This window comes from Lysinibacillus sp. 1 U-2021, assembly GCF_029916965.1.
In the GTDB taxonomy this organism is placed as follows: Bacteria; Bacillota; Bacilli; order Bacillales_A; family Planococcaceae; genus Lysinibacillus; species Lysinibacillus capsici.
In genome coordinates this window covers 3,376,551-3,394,268 of the sequence record NZ_CP123966.1, presented here as the reverse complement: position 1 = coordinate 3,394,268, position 17,718 = coordinate 3,376,551, and the positions used below count along the sequence as shown (strand labels likewise).

The 17,718-nt window shown below is 37.8% G+C and carries 19 protein-coding genes, 1 rRNA gene and 1 pseudogene; 7 read left to right on the top strand and 14 right to left on the bottom strand.

What is annotated here, in order from left to right; genetic code table 11:
- Positions 1-43: 43 nt before the first annotated feature.
- The 3 genes from QH639_RS17565 to rrf form a co-directional block, all read right to left on the bottom strand.
- Positions 44-1,375 (bottom strand): D-alanyl-D-alanine carboxypeptidase family protein, encoded by a 1,332-nt coding sequence (locus QH639_RS17565; RefSeq protein WP_131522626.1) that lies wholly within the window; start codon positions 1,373-1,375, stop codon positions 44-46.
- A 141-nt stretch (positions 1,376-1,516) separates the two neighbouring features.
- Positions 1,517-2,980: an IMP dehydrogenase gene (guaB, locus tag QH639_RS17560; protein ID WP_281114859.1), complete on the bottom strand. Its 1,464-nt coding sequence runs from the start codon at positions 2,978-2,980 to the stop codon at positions 1,517-1,519.
- 268 nt (positions 2,981-3,248) lie between these two features.
- A 5S ribosomal RNA gene (rrf, locus tag QH639_RS17555) occupies positions 3,249-3,364 on the bottom strand.
- Positions 3,365-3,814: 450 nt separating this feature from the next.
- Between rrf and traM the strand changes: the two genes are divergently transcribed.
- The 5 genes from traM to QH639_RS17535 all read left to right on the top strand — a co-directional run bounded on the left by traM (position 3,815) and on the right by QH639_RS17535 (position 6,770).
- Complete coding sequence (gene traM, locus QH639_RS17550; protein WP_001063020.1) at positions 3,815-4,198, top strand: conjugal transfer relaxosome DNA-binding protein TraM; 384 nt, start codon at positions 3,815-3,817, stop codon at positions 4,196-4,198.
- 200 nt (positions 4,199-4,398) lie between these two features.
- On the top strand, positions 4,399-5,037 hold the full coding sequence (gene traJ, locus QH639_RS17545; RefSeq protein WP_242647605.1) for a conjugal transfer transcriptional regulator TraJ: 639 nt from the start codon (positions 4,399-4,401) through the stop codon (positions 5,035-5,037).
- A gap of 135 nt (positions 5,038-5,172) precedes the next feature.
- Positions 5,173-5,388 (top strand): conjugal transfer relaxosome protein TraY, encoded by a 216-nt coding sequence (gene traY, locus QH639_RS26535; protein WP_001352842.1) that lies wholly within the window; start codon positions 5,173-5,175, stop codon positions 5,386-5,388.
- A gap of 42 nt (positions 5,389-5,430) precedes the next feature.
- Positions 5,431-5,796: a type IV conjugative transfer system pilin TraA gene (gene traA, locus QH639_RS17540; protein WP_000340282.1), complete on the top strand. Its 366-nt coding sequence runs from the start codon at positions 5,431-5,433 to the stop codon at positions 5,794-5,796.
- A 317-nt stretch (positions 5,797-6,113) separates the two neighbouring features.
- Positions 6,114-6,770 (top strand): hypothetical protein, encoded by a 657-nt coding sequence (locus QH639_RS17535; protein WP_131521827.1) that lies wholly within the window; start codon positions 6,114-6,116, stop codon positions 6,768-6,770.
- 41 nt (positions 6,771-6,811) lie between these two features.
- Here QH639_RS17535 and QH639_RS17530 read toward each other — a convergent pair whose 3' ends face one another.
- Positions 6,812-7,486: a KinB-signaling pathway activation protein gene (locus tag QH639_RS17530; protein ID WP_131521826.1), complete on the bottom strand. Its 675-nt coding sequence runs from the start codon at positions 7,484-7,486 to the stop codon at positions 6,812-6,814.
- 151 nt (positions 7,487-7,637) lie between these two features.
- Between QH639_RS17530 and gerD the strand changes: the two genes are divergently transcribed.
- On the top strand, positions 7,638-8,246 hold the full coding sequence (gerD, locus tag QH639_RS17525) for a spore germination lipoprotein GerD (protein ID WP_131521825.1): 609 nt from the start codon (positions 7,638-7,640) through the stop codon (positions 8,244-8,246).
- Positions 8,247-8,301: 55 nt separating this feature from the next.
- Here the strand turns inward: gerD and QH639_RS17520 are convergent, their stop codons facing one another.
- The 3 genes and pseudogenes from QH639_RS17520 to QH639_RS17510 all read right to left on the bottom strand — a co-directional run.
- On the bottom strand, positions 8,302-9,357 hold the full coding sequence (locus tag QH639_RS17520; protein ID WP_004233758.1) for a P-loop NTPase: 1,056 nt from the start codon (positions 9,355-9,357) through the stop codon (positions 8,302-8,304).
- 72 nt (positions 9,358-9,429) lie between these two features.
- The gene (locus QH639_RS17515) at positions 9,430-10,143 is read right to left on the bottom strand and encodes an N-acetylmuramoyl-L-alanine amidase (RefSeq protein ID WP_004233756.1); all 714 of its coding nucleotides are present in this window, start codon (positions 10,141-10,143) and stop codon (positions 9,430-9,432) included.
- A gap of 131 nt (positions 10,144-10,274) precedes the next feature.
- Positions 10,275-11,141, bottom strand: a pseudogene (locus QH639_RS17510) (DUF4822 domain-containing protein); the annotation flags it as partial.
- Positions 11,142-11,682: 541 nt separating this feature from the next.
- Between QH639_RS17510 and QH639_RS17505 the strand changes: the two are divergent.
- Positions 11,683-12,288 carry an ankyrin repeat domain-containing protein gene (locus QH639_RS17505; RefSeq protein ID WP_237898895.1) on the top strand — a complete coding sequence of 202 codons (606 nt, stop codon included), beginning with the start codon at positions 11,683-11,685 and terminating at the stop codon, positions 12,286-12,288.
- Positions 12,289-12,626: 338 nt separating this feature from the next.
- Here the strand turns inward: QH639_RS17505 and rpsI are convergent, their stop codons facing one another.
- The 7 genes from rpsI to rplQ form a co-directional block, all read right to left on the bottom strand.
- The gene (gene rpsI / locus QH639_RS17500; RefSeq protein WP_004233744.1) at positions 12,627-13,019 is read right to left on the bottom strand and encodes a 30S ribosomal protein S9; all 393 of its coding nucleotides are present in this window, start codon (positions 13,017-13,019) and stop codon (positions 12,627-12,629) included.
- Between the two features lie 25 nt (positions 13,020-13,044).
- Positions 13,045-13,482, bottom strand: coding sequence for a 50S ribosomal protein L13 (gene rplM / locus QH639_RS17495; RefSeq protein ID WP_004233742.1), 438 nt, complete (start codon positions 13,480-13,482; stop codon positions 13,045-13,047).
- Between the two features lie 178 nt (positions 13,483-13,660).
- Positions 13,661-14,401 (bottom strand): tRNA pseudouridine(38-40) synthase TruA, encoded by a 741-nt coding sequence (gene truA, locus QH639_RS17490; RefSeq protein WP_131521822.1) that lies wholly within the window; start codon positions 14,399-14,401, stop codon positions 13,661-13,663.
- A 13-nt stretch (positions 14,402-14,414) separates the two neighbouring features.
- Positions 14,415-15,212, bottom strand: a complete 798-nt coding sequence (locus QH639_RS17485) for an energy-coupling factor transporter transmembrane component T family protein (protein ID WP_004233739.1) — start codon at positions 15,210-15,212, stop codon at positions 14,415-14,417.
- On the bottom strand, positions 15,209-16,081 hold the full coding sequence (locus QH639_RS17480) for an energy-coupling factor ABC transporter ATP-binding protein (RefSeq protein WP_131521821.1): 873 nt from the start codon (positions 16,079-16,081) through the stop codon (positions 15,209-15,211). Before QH639_RS17480 ends, QH639_RS17485 begins: the two co-directional genes overlap by 4 nt.
- Positions 16,057-16,902 (bottom strand): energy-coupling factor ABC transporter ATP-binding protein, encoded by an 846-nt coding sequence (locus QH639_RS17475; protein ID WP_281114858.1) that lies wholly within the window; start codon positions 16,900-16,902, stop codon positions 16,057-16,059. Before QH639_RS17475 ends, QH639_RS17480 begins: the two co-directional genes overlap by 25 nt.
- Before the next feature lie 426 nt (positions 16,903-17,328).
- On the bottom strand, positions 17,329-17,709 hold the full coding sequence (rplQ, locus tag QH639_RS17470; RefSeq protein WP_008181938.1) for a 50S ribosomal protein L17: 381 nt from the start codon (positions 17,707-17,709) through the stop codon (positions 17,329-17,331).
- Between the last annotated feature and the right edge of the window lie 9 nt (positions 17,710-17,718).

Below are 17,718 nucleotides of genomic sequence, written 5' to 3'. Positions count from 1 at the left end.
GCACATGAATGCTTACGTACATTCATGTGCTCGTATTTAAATATTAAAACAATCCACCAACAAAGTCTGTAATGCCACCCCATAAATTACCGAAGAAGTTACCTACACCTTGGAAGAACAATGAGATACCGCTAGCACGCTCTACAGCCTCTGTTGTGACAACATCGGATGAAATATCCTTGCCATCGATAAAGCCGTAATCTGTGCCTTCTGTGCGTTCAATAACGACCTTTCCTACAACAGTGCCTTTTTTAACGTCTGCCTCTAAACTCTTTTTATCTAAAACCAATGTAGGTTTATATAAGTCTTTATCAGAAGACTTAATCATAAATGAAATTGGTTCTTTTACTGCAATCGATACTTTGTCTTCTTTACCTTTTGTCACTTTAACTGTTTTTTGATCTTTGAATGTATAGTTCCCTGGTAAAATTTCTTGCTTTGAGAATTGTGAAAAGCCGTAGTTAAATAATTTCGCTGTGGCATCAAAGCGAGCTTCATAGGACCCTTGTCCATTTGCATCAACAGCCTTCATTACAACTGCAATCAAACGAGTACCATTGCGCTCTGCAGTACCTGTGAAGCAGTGACCTGCAAAGTTTGTTGTACCTGTCTTTAATCCATCTACACCTTGATATTCATACACTAACCCCGGTAACATAAAGTTCCAGTTAGACATTTTAATTGCATCTTCTGTCCCTTCACGGAATGTCTTTTTTGCAATTTTAGATGTCTCTAATACCTTTGGGTGATCTTTTAATAAATGATATGCTAATTTTGCTACAGATTTTGCAGGCATCACATTTTCATCTTCTGGTCCTGTGCCTGATGGATGCATACCAAATAAATCAGCATTATTAAGACCAGTAGCATTGACAAATTTATAGCCCTCTAAACCAAGTTCTTCTGCTTTTTTATTCATTAACTTTAAAAATTCAGTTTCAGAACCTGCGATCGTTTCAGCAATGGCTACGGTTGCTGCATTTGCTGAATAGATTGCCATTGCCTCGTATAGCTCACGAATCGTATAAGTGCCATCTCTACGTAAAGGTACATTACTTAATGCACGATTTTGAGACATACGATACGTATAATCTGTTACGTGATATTCTTGATCCCACTTAACTGTCCCTGCATCAATCGCGTCCAATAACAGGTATTCAGTCATCATCTTTGTCATACTTGCAATACCTAGTGAAGTATCTGCATTTTGTTCAAATAAAATTTTCCCTGAATCTGCATCAATTAAAATCGCAGCATCCACTGTTAATCCTAAATCTGTTTCCGCATTTGCATTGGCAGGAATACCTGCAAAAATACTAAATAATAAAACAGGAATTAGGAGTAAGCGTAATACGGTGTTCATTTTCTTTTTCACCTTTAAAGCCCTCCAAAAAATAATCTTGTCCTCGACATTTTATCATAGATAACAACAAACGTGTTGACTCTCTACCATAAAAAAATGCTCTCGCGCCATCTTTGTAGACGATGCGAAAGCATAAAAGTTGCAAGTAATATATTACATGGAATAGTTTGGTGATTCTTTTGTAATCTGTACATCATGTGGATGTGATTCACGTAGACCAGCACCTGTCATTCTAACAAATTGTGCATTCTCGCGTAGGTGCTCAAGATGTGGAGCTCCACAATAACCCATACCAGCGCGAATACCACCAATCAGTTGGTAGATTGTATCAGCTAATGGTCCTTTATAAGGAAGACGGCCTTCAATACCTTCAGGTACTAATTTTTTTGCATCCTCTTGGAAGTAACGATCTTTAGAGCCTTTTTCCATTGCGCCGATAGAACCCATACCACGATAAACTTTAAAGCGACGTCCTTGGAAGATTTCTGTTTCTCCAGGAGATTCAGATGTACCTGCTAGAAGTGAACCAAGCATTACAACGTTGCCTCCAGCTGCTAGAGCTTTGACGATATCACCAGAGTATTTAATACCACCATCAGCAATTATTGTTTTACCTAGCTCACGAGCTACTGTAGCACATTCATATACTGCTGTAATTTGTGGTACACCTACACCTGCTACAACACGTGTAGTACAAATAGAACCAGGACCGATACCTACTTTAACAACATCTGCTCCTGCTTCAAATAATGCACGTGCGCCTTCTCCTGTAGCAACATTACCAGCGATGATTTCTAGCTCAGGGTAAGTCTCACGGATTGAGCGAATTGTTTGTAATACGCCTTCTGAATGACCATGGGCTGTATCGATTACAACAATGTCAACTTGTGCTTCTACAAGCTTCTCAATACGTACCATCGTATCTTTTGATACACCAACTGCTGCGCCTACTAGTAAACGGCCATGTGTATCTTTCGCAGCATTCGGGAATTCAATCACTTTCTCGATATCCTTAATTGTAATAAGTCCAGTTAATCTACCTTCTTCATCTACAATTGGAAGCTTTTCGATTTTATATTGTTGAAGAATTTTTTCAGCATCCTCTAAAGTCGTTCCAACTGGAGCTGTAATCAAATCTTCTTTCGTCATTACATCTTCAATTTTTAAAGAGTAGTCAGAGATAAAACGTAAATCACGGTTTGTAATAATTCCTACTAGCTTTTGATTTTCCATACTATCAACAATAGGAACACCAGAGATTCGGTATTTACCCATTAGATGCTCAGCATCGAAAACTTGATGTGTCGGAGTTAAGAAGAATGGGTTTGTAATAACACCATTTTCAGAACGTTTTACTTTTTCTACTTGTTCAGCTTGCTCATCAATCCCCATATTTTTATGGATAATACCGATACCGCCTTGACGTGCCATAGCAATCGCCATTTTAGACTCTGTAACTGTATCCATACCTGCGCTGACCATTGGGATGTTTAATTTAATCTTTGGTGTTAATTGAACAGATAAATCAACATCTTTCGGTAGTACTTCGGAATGAGCTGGTACTAATAATACATCATCAAAAGTTAAACCTTCTTTGGCAAATTTAGTCTCCCACATTTTCGTAACTTCCTCCTATAGTTAAAAGAATATTAATTGTAAGATTAACAACGTGGACTGCTACTGTCAAGGAACTTATAAAAGAAAGACAATTCAGATTTTTAACAAACAACAATTAAGATAAACAATACAAATAATTAACTACATTTTCGAGGCATTTATTTGCATTTTTTAAATTCAAAAACACATTAGAACAAACTCTTTAGTAAAGTTAAAAGTTATCAAGAGAAAATAAAAAACAGTCAGCACACAGCTGACTGTTTTGTTTGCCTAGCGACGTCCTACTCTCACAGGGGGAAGCCCCCAACTACCATCGGCGCTAAAGAGCTTAACTTCCGTGTTCGGTATGGGAACGGGTGTGACCTCTTTGCCATCATCACTAGACTTCATCCATTTTTTCATTTTTCCACCTCTGGTGACTTTATCCGTAAATAATTTAACCCACTCCACAAAAAGGCTCAACAGGTTGGTGGTTCTCACCACCAAAAGCACCACACCCCACGCAAAAACAAGTTTTTGCTGATTTGTGTTTTAAATCATGTAATTAATGAACTGTATTTATATTATATAATTTTGAATTATATTGCAGAGATTCGTGATAGATTCGATAGTGAATCTATCACGAATTGTCAATGATTCAGTAATGACTATTTTTTTTGAAAACATCTATTTACTTGGCGCGTGAATCTATATTAGATTCGTCATTTGATGATTGCTGATTCGTATAGTGAATCGTGATTTTAGTATGATGAATCTAATGGCGATTCGTCATAAGGTGCAGAATAGAGAGCACGAAAATATATTGTTTGTTTAGGAAGGTGAATAAGGTGTGTTATGGCCAAAATTCAGGTTTATGTTAATGACCATGTGTCTGAAAAAATAAATGCTATTGCTGTGCAAAGGCGAGCAGAGGGAGCAAAAGAGAAAGATGTTAGTTATTCAAGCATTGCCTCTATGTTGCTTGAGTTAGGATTGCGAGTTTATGAAGCGCAGATGGAACGAAAAGAATCAGCGTTTAATCAGGCAGAGTTTAATAAACTTCTTCTTGAGTGTGTTGTAAAAACGCAGTCAACGGTGGCAAAGATTTTAGGTATTGAGTCTCTTAGCCCTCATGTTTCCGGAAAACCGAAGTTTGAATATGCCAATATGGTTGAAGATATCAGAGAGAAGGTGTCGGTTGAGATGGAAAGGTTCTTTCCAAAAAATGATGATGAATAAAGTGAAATAAATTTTGACTTTGTTCAAATATCATGGTTTTTGATGGTATCAAACTGATGACAATAATCAGAATAATTAGTATATTGATTATGTGGTTAATGCCACGTTAAAAATTGAAACTGAAAATCGCCGATGCAGGGAGCAGCCACTCCCTGCATCGACTGTCCATAGAATCCTTAGAGGAGGTTCCTATGTGTGCGATGGATCGTAGAGAAAGAGCACTCATCAGTCAATTGCATTTCCCTCATAGTCTTGGAGAGGCTATTTCGTTTTTAAAATATCCAGTATGTGTCCGCTTCGAGGATGGTTCTTTTATTCAGGAAAATAACCGCTTTGAAAAACTTATCAGATCGTCATTTAATTCATGTGATGAATGGTTTGATAGTTTAACGTTGGAATGTAAATTACAGTTATCCAGAGCAGAGATTGAATCATGCTCTTCAGTTTATGGTGTAAATTGTAATAATGACATATTACTTAATAATATGTTATGGAGTGTGATCATAGAAAGTGTTATCACACCATGCGGCTATTTCTTTATCTGGAGATTTATTTGGGTAGCAAATGATAATCTGTCATCGTTTGTTGTGTCTAAATACACCAATGAATTAATTGTACTATCTGATGAATATGTAGGCATTGAGCCATATCTGATAGGGTTTAGCCATCATTATTCATCAGCAAAGATGAACATCACTGTGTCTAAATCAAAGAAGAAAACCATGAAATTATTTAAACGACATGGATTTAGTTCTAGAGATCTCTGGTTGGATGAAATGATTAGAACAGAAAAGATACTTCCTTTATATGCTAAAGTAAAAGAAATATTGGGAAGATAGGCTGTTAACTTATTGTTACTTTGCGGGAACCATTGGTTCCCGTTTTTGTTAATATAATTTACTCTATTTTTGTTTTCATTAAAGATGATTTATATGATTATATTTTATTATCTCAAGTAATTATGCGGAGGAAACGTGAGCAGAGGGAGAACCAGAGCCGCACCGGGTAACAAAGTCTTATTAATACTGGATGAGACAACTAATCAGAAACTTTTAGCAGCTAGAGATCGTAGCGGAAGAACAAAAACTAATGAGGTGTTCATTAGACTAAAAGATCATCTCAATCGTTTTCCAGACTTTTATAATGCATCTTTAGTAAAGGAGGAAGCTGAAAGCATAGACGATATATAAAGAGTTTTATTTTTCACTATCAATATTAAACAGAGGAATCATATGGACGCCGTTTTAAGTGTTCAGGGTGTTTCTGCGCCCGTCAAAAAGAAGTCGTTTTTTTCTAAATTCACTCGTCTGAATATGCTTCGCCTGGCTCGCGCTGTGATCCCGGCTGCTGTTCTGATGATGTTCTTCCCGCAGCTGGCGATGGCCGCCGGCAGCAGTGGTCAGGACCTGATGGCAAGTGGTAACACCACGGTTAAGGCGACCTTCGGTAAGGACTCCAGTGTTGTTAAATGGGTTGTTCTGGCTGAAGTTCTGGTCGGTGCGGTCATGTACATGATGACCAAAAACGTCAAGTTCCTGGCCGGTTTTGCCATCATCTCTGTATTTATTGCTGTGGGTATGGCCGTCGTTGGCCTCTGACAGGAAATAAAACGATGTCGGGAGACGAGAATAAACTTAAGAAAAAAAGAAATTTGATTAGCTCAAATTGTTTTGCTGGCATCATGTTTGATGTCCAAAATTTTTGTTTTGTTCACTAACCGAAGCTAGTTACTTAAAACTTTATTGATTACGTTTTGCTTGTTCAGTTTTCAAGGTTCATGTTTCTTTATTTCGTTGTCACCTCTTGGCGACTTATACATAATAACATCGATTATTCATGAAAGTCAACACTAAATCATAAGTTTTTTTAAAGAGATTCATTTTTTATTTTAAATTTTAGAAACGAGGTTATCATTATGGTCCGTAAAACGTTGATTTCACTGCTTTTAATCGTAACGCTCTTTGCCTTTTTAAAGCCTATAAATTCAACGATGATTTCTGTATTTAATATTGCGAATGCACCAGTAGTGGTCACGAAGGGACATTATGGCACATCTCTTATTGTAGAGATTTCTTTCTCTGATGACTCTCTATTAGAATGGCTCCAAACGGTGAAGGAGCCTTATCCACTTCTACTTTTAGATGCTGATTGGATAAAACGGTCACCCGATCATTTAAAAATTATCCAACAACGCAAATTGCCTACAGGATTACTTGGGCCTGATGATTCAGTAGAAGAACCCGTTGACATTGCGCTCATCCAAAAGGATATTGATACTTATGAAAAATATTTAAAAGAAAGACCTTTATGGTTTGCTACCCGAAATCACCAATATTCACAGGATTTACAGAAAGCCTTATTCCAACAACAAATGAATTTATTATCTCCTTCTCTTATTTGGCAAGGTGAGAAAACTCCAAAATTACAAAAAGGTGATTTTGTCTTTTTCCCGCTCCATCAAAATAATCAAATATCCTTTAAAGAGCTTAACATGCTAATACAACAGCATAAGTTTATGTCGATTGAAGAAAATATATTCGGTTATAAGGTTCAAACTAAAAAAGCGCCATAAAAAAATTGCCTCCACTTCAGTGAGGCAATTCTTTTTTTTCCTTATGCATTTTTAGCCTGTTCACGACGAGCTTTACGTCGTGCTTCTAATTTTTGACGATCTTCATCGGATTTTGCATTATATTTAGGTAATACTAATAATTGATACGCATTAACCGCCAATAATGGGAATAATAAAAGCGCAACATACTCATTAATATTTTCGTCGCGACCCATCAATGCAATTGTCCATTCCAACGTTGTAATGACAATCATAAAGAATAGTGCCGAAATCATTACATGTTTTTTCCCTGTTAATTTTACTTTTTGAACAGCTGTTGCTATTGCCCCAAATATGAGGACAATTAATAATCCTACATAGAACAACCAGCTTTGCCCATCCTTCACACCAGGAATAAAGCGGAAGAAAATTATATCGAAAATCGTTATGGCAATTAATACCAGCTGTACCCAATTCCATAATGTCAGTGTTCTAAAAATATTAACACCTACCTGATGAAGTGTTAAATAAGCAAAAAAGCCAGCTTGCGCTATAACACTCATTGTAAACCCTAAGAAAACCATCCATAAAAGTCCAGCGAAAAACTCACCCCATTGACCGTTTGCTATGTATGGTTGGAAGAATTCCCAGCGAATAAATAAACTAAAAACTCCGTTGACTGCACCACCAACGAGCATTGCAAAGAAGAAAAACTTTGCCCAATTTCGTATCGTCACAACTAAAAGTCCCCCAATTTCTCAATATATCTGTCCTTATTTTATCAATGCCTTGTTAAAAAAGCTATTTCTCATCCTAACCAATACATAAAGTCCTGAGAAATGTGAACAATAATTGAAAGAGTCTATCTAGAGAAAGGACTGATTGTCGATGCGAAAATTCACCTTATTACTGATTCTAATGCTTTTTCTTTCTGCCTGTTCACAAGATAAAACCTCTACCATGTCCTATGATGAAATAAAAAAAATCATGATTGACTCTTTACAAACAGAGGATGGTAAAAAGGCATTGCGACAGCTTTTAGAAGAGCCGAGTTTCCGTGAGCTCTTGATTTTAGAGCATGATGAAGTGAAAAAGGCTACCGAGGAAACTTTACTTTCCAAGGAAGCAGAAGACTTTTGGAAAAAAACCTTTGAAGATCCAAAGTTTAAAGAAACTGTTGCGAAAAGTATGCAAAAACAGCAACAGGATATTATGAAGAACTTAATAAAAGATCCGACTTTCCAAAAGGATATGGAGGCATTTTTCGGGCAACCCGATATGCAAAAGCAGTTGGAGACTATCCTTAAATCATCCAATATGCGCAAGCAAATGGAGGAAGTTGTAAAGGAAACGATCGAAAGCCCTTTAATGCAATCTAAATGGCAGGAACTTATTAAGAAAAGTGGCGAAGCAGGTTCATCAGGAAGTGGCGATAAGAAAGAAGCGAGTGGCGATAGTGGTGGCGGATCGGATAAGGGACAAAAAAGTACCGAGTAACCTTGGTAATGTAAAAACGGATTTCCCCATAAAACTGGTGGAAATCCGTTTTTTATTATTTATTTAATTTATCGATGATTTTCGTCGCGATGTCTAAATAAATTTGTCCTGTTGTATGTTTTTCAGCGTATACAGAAGGAGCAAAATCTTCATCTGTCCAATCTGGTTGCCCAAGCGGGATTTGTCCAAGCAACTCTGTACGTAGTTCGTCAGCTAGCTTTGGTCCTCCTCCTTGCCCAAAGACAAATTCTCGGTCACCTGATTTAGATTCAAACCAAGCCATGTTTTCGATAACTCCTAAAATTTCATGGTCTGTTTGAAGCGCCATTGCCCCTGCACGAGCTGCAACAAATGCTGCTGTTGGGTGTGGAGTTGTTACAACAATTTCTTTTGATGATGGCAACATTTGATGGATATCTAATGCAACGTCACCTGTGCCAGGAGGTAAATCTAATAATAGATAATCTAATTCACCCCACTCAACATCACGGAAGAATTGATCTAATACTTTACCAAGCATGGGTCCGCGCCATACGATCGGTGCGTTATTTTCTACAAAGAAGCCCATTGAAATCATTTTTACCCCAAAGCGATCTACTGGGAAAATACGATTATCGACTACCTTAGGCATATCCGTTACACCCATCATATCAGGTACACTAAATCCATAAATATCTGCGTCAATTAAGCCGACTTTCTTTCCTAGACGAGCTAAAGCAACAGCTAAGTTAACTGATACTGTCGATTTACCAACTCCACCTTTACCAGAAGCAATTGAAATTACTTGGACTGTGCTTAATGGAGATAAAATATCTTGTGCTTCCGACTCTGTTGCTGTGCCACGGAAGCTTTGCAATTTTTCTGTTGATAGTTCTTCAAAACGAATACCAACCGTGTTTACACCTGCTTCTTTCAACACCTCAACAACTTTCATTTGTAGTTGTAATTGTTCCGGTGTATTCAGTTTAGCAATGGCAATTTTTACACTGACATGATTTTTTTCTTCTTTTATTGCTACGTTCGTAATACCATCTGTTTCTGCAAGCGATTTATGTAAAAATGGATCTTGTAGTTGTCCCAGTATTTCTCGTACTTGTTGTTCAGTAATCACGACGAACACTCCCCTTATATTGTCTCAATATTAGTATATCATAATGATTTGATTTACGTTGTAGATGTTGCTCTACTCAATTTTGGCTAATAAATAGTCTTCTATACCTTCAACTATGGCATCTGCCATTTTTTCTTGATAGTTTTTGTCCACTAATAATGCTCGTTCCTCATCATTACTAATAAAACCAGTCTCCACTAAAGCTGCAGGTACTTCCGCTTTCTTCAATAAATAGATTTGCTTAATAGACAATGCTTCACGGTCTGTATTTTTTAAATTAGTGCGAATGGATTGTTGAATACTCTTGGCAAGAATCTCTCCGTCAGCATGTCCTTCCTTATGGTAAAATACCTGTGCGCCACGCCATTTTGTTTCAGGTATGGCATTTGCATGAATCGTTATAAATACATCAGGCTTTTCCTTTTCCACGATATCCTTTCTTAGGAAGATATCTTGCTTTTTCCGTTCTCTCATTGTTCCATATTTTTCTGATGGCGCATGCTCATCGATTACATCACCATTTTTTGTTCGTGTCATTATAACCGTTGCGCCTTTTTTCTTTAATTGCTTCTCTACATGCTGAGCAATTGCAAGTGTAATATCCTTTTCAATCACTTCGCCCTTTGAAGCTCCTCCGTCCTCACCACCATGCCCTGCATCAATGACAATTTTTATGCCACCAAGTGGGTCCGGTAAGAAGAAGTTACGGTCCGAAGCATTTGTTTCATATGCCACGACCACTATACTCATAAGCATAATTACTCCTAGTGCAAGCCAGCGCTTCACCCATATACACCACCCTTTTACATTTAGTGTACGAAATTAGTGGATGAACTATGCCAGAAAGTAAAAAAAACTCCCAAGTCACAAACTTGAGAGTTTTCAATTTCTTCTATATTAAGGGAGGAAGAACAATTTTATTGGTTTGTAAAAGTAGGTTTGAATTCACCTGTATATGGCTCATGCTCTACAAATACAGTTATATCATTGCCATCTTTGTCTTTACCTGTTCGTTTATACGTGAACTTCTTATCGTTGATTTCTGTAATTTCAAGAGCTACACCATACTTATTATCACCGACAGAAACATGCGCTCTTATTTTATTATCATGAATGACATTAAAGTAACCATAGTCTCCACGACTTTCACCTGTTTCAGGATTAAAGAACTCATATTTATTTGTATTTGCGTCATACTTTGCAATGCTGATGAAATTTGAATTGAATTCTGTTACATCATTACCCGCTTCATCTAACACAACGGTTCCATGCCACAGTGTATCAGCGAGAATTTTATCTCCGTCAACGTCTGTAACAATTTGACCTGTAGAAGCATCTAACGTTTTATCGGAATCAGTAAATGCCAGTTCTTTTTCTTTATATGGAATATGTTCCACGAATACTTCTACATCATTGCCTGCAGCATCTTTACCCATTCTCTTATAAGTAAAGATACTATCGTTGAGCTCAGTGATCTCGACAACTGCTTGGTAGTTTTTTGATTCGGAAATTAATATTCTTTGTTTCCCATCATTTGTGATAAAGAATGTCCCTTTATCCTCACGGCTTTTACCTGTAGCCACGTCAAAGAATTCATAATGACCTGTCTGGGCATCATATTTTGCTAAGCCAATGAAGTTTGCGTTCTCCGCAGTTAAATCATTGTTAGCTTGATCATAAACTTTTGTACCTTGCCAATTCGTACTATTTAGAATGTTAGCCATTTCTTGTCCCTTTGTTAATTGCTCTTTGGTAGTATTATCTGTTGCAGCACTTTCTGTTTTAACTTCCTCACTATTCGTCGTATTGCCTTTTGCAGGTTCCTTATCTTGACATGCTGCAAGTAATGCAATTGCTGCAACAGATACTATTAATAATTTTTTCATACCTACTTACCTCCGTCGGTTAGTTTATATTTTGAGTTACTTCAAACCCATAATGACCATTTTTTAAAATGAAAGGTTTGTTGTACCTTCTAAAAACTATATTAAAGTGGAGTGTTAAACTCCCTCTAAATAATTTCTTAAAAAAACATAAACTTATACGAAAATATTTTTAATATATATTAAATCTGCACACTAATAGTGAGTTTTGTAAAAAAGATACTTATTTTTTTACATATACTTAATTTATAGGTGAACGACACTTCTCACAAACGAGTATCTCAACATTATTAATTATAGGAAAAAGCTAAGCCTAGCTATCTTTTTAATAGTACTCGTACAATTCACTCCGTGTTACCATATTTGTATAAACGGAAAAGTAGGCTACAGTGATATACCACTAGTCATTTGGCCTTTTAACTAAAGAAAAGAGGGTGGAAAAATGAATGATCAATTAATACTTTCAGCAGCGAACGGTGATACTGATAAAGTATTAGTACTTCTGCAAAATGGCATCAATATTAATACAACGGATCGGTATGGAAGAACCCCTGTCTTAGCTGCAACTTATAATAATCAGGTGGATACTGTGAAGGTGCTCATTCAACATGGTGCTGATATTAATATTAGAGATAATAACCTTGAGAACGTACTTTTACATGCAGGGGCATCAGGCTATTTAGAAATCGTTAAACTTGCTATATCTGCAGGGGCAGATACAAAGCTAACTAATCGCTTTGGTGGAATTGCCATTATCCCTGCATCCGAACGGGGACATGTTGAGGTGGTCCGAGAGCTACTTAATCATTCAGACATTCATGTCAATCACATTAATAATTTGCATTGGACAGCTCTATTGGAGGCAGTCATACTAGGCAATGGCGGGGAGAAACATCAAGAAATTGTACAATTATTGGTGGATCATGGTGCTGATATAACTATTGGAGATCGAGATGGTGTTACACCATTACAGCATGCAATAAAACTAGGCTTTTATGAGATTGAGCAAATTTTAAAAGAAGCAGCATCCGAACGAAATAACAGTTAACACTATAGGAGGTTTTTTCATACTTTTCTAGATGTCCTCACTTCGGAATTAGCTGTTTCATAAGAAATAACGTTAAGCAATCTTTGAGGTTACTTCACAGATTGCTTTTTATGATGGAATGACAAAAAGACTCTTTCCTCGAAAGTAGAAAGAGTCTTGGGGTAGATGTTTAAGTTTAAGTTTAAGTTTAAGTTTAAGTTCAAGTTTAAGTTCAAGTTCTGAAAGGGGCGTGCTTGAAGGATTTTATAATGTTTCATATAGTTTTTTCAGTTAGCACGTTTTCAAACATAAAAAAACCCTGTCCCATAAAAATGGGGCAGGGTTTGAAAATGCTGATATTAACGTTTTGAGAACTGAGGTGCACGACGAGCGCCGCGAAGACCTGGCTTTTTACGTTCTTTCATACGTGAATCACGAGTAAGTAATCCAGCTGATTTTAATGCAGCACGGAAATCTGGGTCTACTTGAAGTAGAGCGCGAGCGATACCGTGACGAACAGCACCAGCTTGACCAGTGTATCCACCACCATTAACGTTTACGTGGATATCATAGCTTCCTGTAGTTTCAGTAGCTACTAATGGTTGTTTAATTACTTCGCGTAATGCAGCGAATGGTACGTATTCTTCGATTTCACGTTTGTTGATAACAATTTTACCTGTACCTGGTACTAAACGTACGCGAGCTACAGAGCTTTTACGGCGACCAGTGCCGATGTATTGAACTTGTGCCAAAGTAATATCCTCCTCTTAATTTATATTATCCGCGAAGCTCGTATGCTTCTGGTTTTTGTGCAGCATGTGGATGCTCTGTTCCAGTGTAAACATTAAGTTTAGTGAACATTTTGCGACCTAAAGAGTTTTTAGGAAGCATTCCTTTAACTGCTAATTCGATCATTCTTGTTGGGTACTTATCTAGCATTTCACCAGCAGTACGTGTTTTTAAACCACCCGCAAATTGAGTGTGGTGACGGTATAATTTACCCTCTAATTTGTTACCAGTTAAATGGATTTTGTCAGCGTTGATGATGATTACGTGATCACCTGTGTCAACGTTTGGTGTGAATGTTGGTTTATGTTTACCACGTAAGATTGCAGCTACTTCAGAAGCTAAACGTCCAAGAGTTTGGCCTTCTGCATCAACTACTAACCATTTACGGTCTACTTCGTGACCTTTAGCCATGAATGTTGTACGCATGTATATATCCTCCTAATCGATTCGATTACCGTTATTTTTCATTAGACTACACTATAAGTTTCGGGGCTTATTTGTGGTGGTAATGAAAATACCATCTGTTATCATATAATGAATGACTTTTAAAGTCAAGCAATTTCATTAAACACCTGGTGAAGTTGTTCAGAATTGTAGAACGCCACTAATAGAACACTTTTTCTAAGTATAGCCCTTGTGGTGGAGCGGTTTTTCCCGCCTTATCACGATTACCTGAAGCAACTACCTGGGACACATTGTCAATCTTACGTCGACCTATCCCAACCTCCCAAAGAGTACCTGCAATAATACGTACCATATTATATAAGAAGCCATTCCCTTCAATCACCATATGTAGCTCTTCGCCATGCCATTCAAATTGTAACGATGTTACTGTGCGTACTTTATCTTTCACGCTTGTATTCGCCGCGCAAAAACAAGAAAAGTCATGTGTACCAATAATAGCCTTAGCTGCCTCTTGCATCGCCTCTACGTTAGGTTTGACCCCATTTGTCTCCACAGTATAATATCTGCGGAATGGACTTTGGATAGGCTCACAAGACCAAATATAGCGATATCTTTTTCCAGCCACGTCGTAGCGTGCATGAAAGTCATGTGCCACTTCCTCAACCGATAATACTCGAATATCTCTTGGCAGCTGCACATTCAAAGCCTTACTATATTTTTCTGCTGGAATGGCAAGAGGTGTGTCGAAATGCACTGTTTGCCCTGTCGCATGTACCTTAGCATCTGTACGACCACTTGCAGTTACCTTAACCTGTTCTCCCTTATGCATAATGGCTAGAACACGCTCAAGCTCAGCCTGCACTGTGCGTTCCCCTGGCTGTACCTGATAGCCCGAAAAAAGTGTACCATCATAGCTTATAATTACTTTTAATCGTCGCATATAGCCTACTCCTTTAACTTCTATAGAAGAATAGCAATACGCCTATTGCTACTAATAACACAATCGCAAATGTGTCCCCCATATCCCATTTTAACCTACGGTACCTAGTGCGTCCTTCACCACCGCGATAGCCTCTTACTTCCATCGCTGTTGCTAAATCCTCAGCTCGTTTAAATGCACTGACAAAGAGAGGCACAAGTAATGGTACTACTGCCTTTATACGGTCCTTAATTGGTCCAGATGATAAATCAGAGCCCCTTGCCATTTGTGCCTTCATAATTTTATCCGTCTCATCCATTAAGGTTGGAATAAAGCGTAATGAGATGGACATCATTAAAGCCAATTCATGTACAGGTACTTTTATTGCTTTTAATGGATTCAGTAGAACCTCGATACCATCAGTAATAGAAATCGGTGATGTAGTTAACGTTAAGATTGACGTCATAAATACTAATACTAGAAAACGAATTGAGATAAATATTCCTCGCCTAATCCCTTCGTCATAAATCGTAATGAATTTAGATTCAAACACAGGGACGCCTTCCTTCGTCATAAAAATATGGAGAAGGAATGTGAAGGCCATCAAAAAGAGTACTGGTTTGAGTCCATTTATTAAAAAATATAGACGAATGCGCGATACTAATACAATCAGTAGTGTGAATGCGAGTAACATAGCATATGTCACGGTATTATTGGCTAAAAACACAATAATAATAAAGGCGAACACAAAGATCAGCTTTGACCGCGGATCAAGCTTGTGAACGGGTGAATCACCAGGTAAGAAGCGACCAAAGATCATTTTTTCCATCATGACTCTGCACGCTCCTCTCTAAGTGCTTGAGCAATTTCCACAGCAAGCTCTTCCTCTGTTAAGCAAACTTTAGAAAAGGAATGCCCCATCATATGCTCAATCTTTTGTTGGAAGCGGACAATACGTGGTGGCTCTAAACGGAAATTCTTTAATGTTGCAATATCTTTAAAAATAACCCGTGGTGATCCACTTAAGACATTCTTTCCTTCATGCATGATCACAATATTATCTGCATATCGAGCTGCATCCTCCATACTATGGGTTACTAGAATGGTTGTAAGATGACGTTCTTGATGGAGCTGATAAAACATATCCATTATTTCCTTTTGACCTCGTGGATCAAGACCTGCTGTGGGTTCATCTAAGACAATAACCTCAGGGTCCATTGCCAAAACACCTGCAATCGCTACTCGACGCATTTGACCACCTGATAAATCAAACGGTGATTTATCCAAAACGTTATCTGGTAAACCGACTAAGTTGACAAGTTCTCTAGCACGAGCTTCGGCCTCCTCCTCTGATATACCAAAGTTCATTGGGCCAAACATAATGTCCTTCAACACGGTTTCTTCAAATAGTTGATGCTCTGGAAATTGAAAGACAATACCGACCTTTTGTCTTACAGCTTTTAAATCCTTTGCTTTTTTCCCAGCTACAATAAGACGATCTCCTATATGTACTTCTCCTGAAGTAGGTCTTAGAAGCGCGTTAAAATGCTGCAAAATCGTTGATTTTCCAGAACCCGTATGGCCAATTATCGCTTGATAAGTATGAGATGGAATGCCAAAATCCACATCGAATAATGCCCGTTTTTCAAAGGGTGTACCTTGTGCATAGGCATAGCTTACTTGTTGAAGTTTGATGTCCATAAATCATTCACCAACTCTTGTTCTGTCATATGTTGCCCCATTAATGGAACACCTTCCTTTTGCAATAGCTTTGATAACTTCAAGGCAAATGGCAAATCTAGTCCAAAATCAACTAGCTTGTCCCCAAGTGCAAAGATTTCAGCAGGTGTACCTTCTGCAAATTTCTTACCATCATTCATAAAAAGAATACGATCCGCTAACATTGCCTCTTCTAAATCATGGGTAATAGATAAAACTGTTAATCCTGTTTCTGCACGTAATGTTTGAACCGTTTGTAACACCTCTGCACGCCCCTGAGGATCTAACATGGATGTAGCCTCATCTAAAATTAAAAGCTTCGGCTTTAATGCAAGTGCGCCAGCAATGGCTACACGCTGTTTTTGTCCACCAGATAAATGATGTGGCTCATGGTCTAAAAACTGACTCATTTTTACCTGTTCGAGTGCTGCATGTACACGTTTCACCATTTCTTCAAAGGGGATCCCGTTGTTTTCTAAAGCAAATGCTACATCATCCTGTACCGTTGCTCCAACGAATTGATTGTCAGGGTTTTGAAAGACCATTCCCATTAAGGAGCGAGATTCCCAAAGATTTTCTTCATTCAAGGGTTCTCGCAATATTCGTACATCTCCCTGTTGAGGAAACAATAAACCATTCATCAGCTTGGCAATAGTGGACTTACCAGAACCATTATGTCCTACTATAGCAATCCACTCACCTTCTTCCACAGCAAAGCTAACATTTTCAACAGCATTACGACTATTTGGATTTTCTGGTGTATATGAAAAAGTTACATTATTTAAAGATAAAATTTCAGGCATATCTAGAACTCCTCTCCCTACGCTCAGCTCTACTAATTAACTTACACTTTTTTATGTATGAATTCTACTACAATCCGTATGTCGATAAAAGAAAAATACTACAATAACAACTCAAATTGATATTGGTTTAATAAATAACAAAATAACACCCATATATTAAAAAAAGCACCACAAATTGGCGCCATCTAATCTAATAAAAAAGCGCGCACCTCATTCGATAGAAATGCGCTAGTCGTTACATTTACAAGAAATATGGGTGCTCAAGCCCTTATTTCTCTTGAATGAGGTGCGGAGAGCTAAACGAGACGCCACACTAATAAGTGTCCGCTCATCATAACGCTCAGCTTAATTATTTGTCGTATAAATCATTTATAAAGAAAGAGGGTGGTGATTCCCACCCTCTTCACCACAAGTTTTCTCTTATGATTAAACTAGTTCAATCACAACAACAGGTGCACCGTCGCCACGACGAGGACCTACTTTAAGAATACGAGTGTAACCACCTTGACGCTCAGCATAACGTGGTGCAACATCATCAAATAACTTTTGAAGTGCAAATGATGTTGATTCGTTACCTTCTGCATCAGTCGTTGTTACTAGTTCACGACGGATAAATGCAGCAGCTTGACGGCGTGCATGTAAATCTCCGCGTTTACCTAAAGTAATCATTTTTTCAACAGCTTTACGTACTTCTTTAGCGCGAGCCTCAGTAGTTTCGATACGCTCGTTGATGATTAAATCAGTAGCTAAGTCACGTAACATCGCTTTACGTTGAGAACTTGTACGACCAAGTTTTCTGTAACCCATGGATGTTTC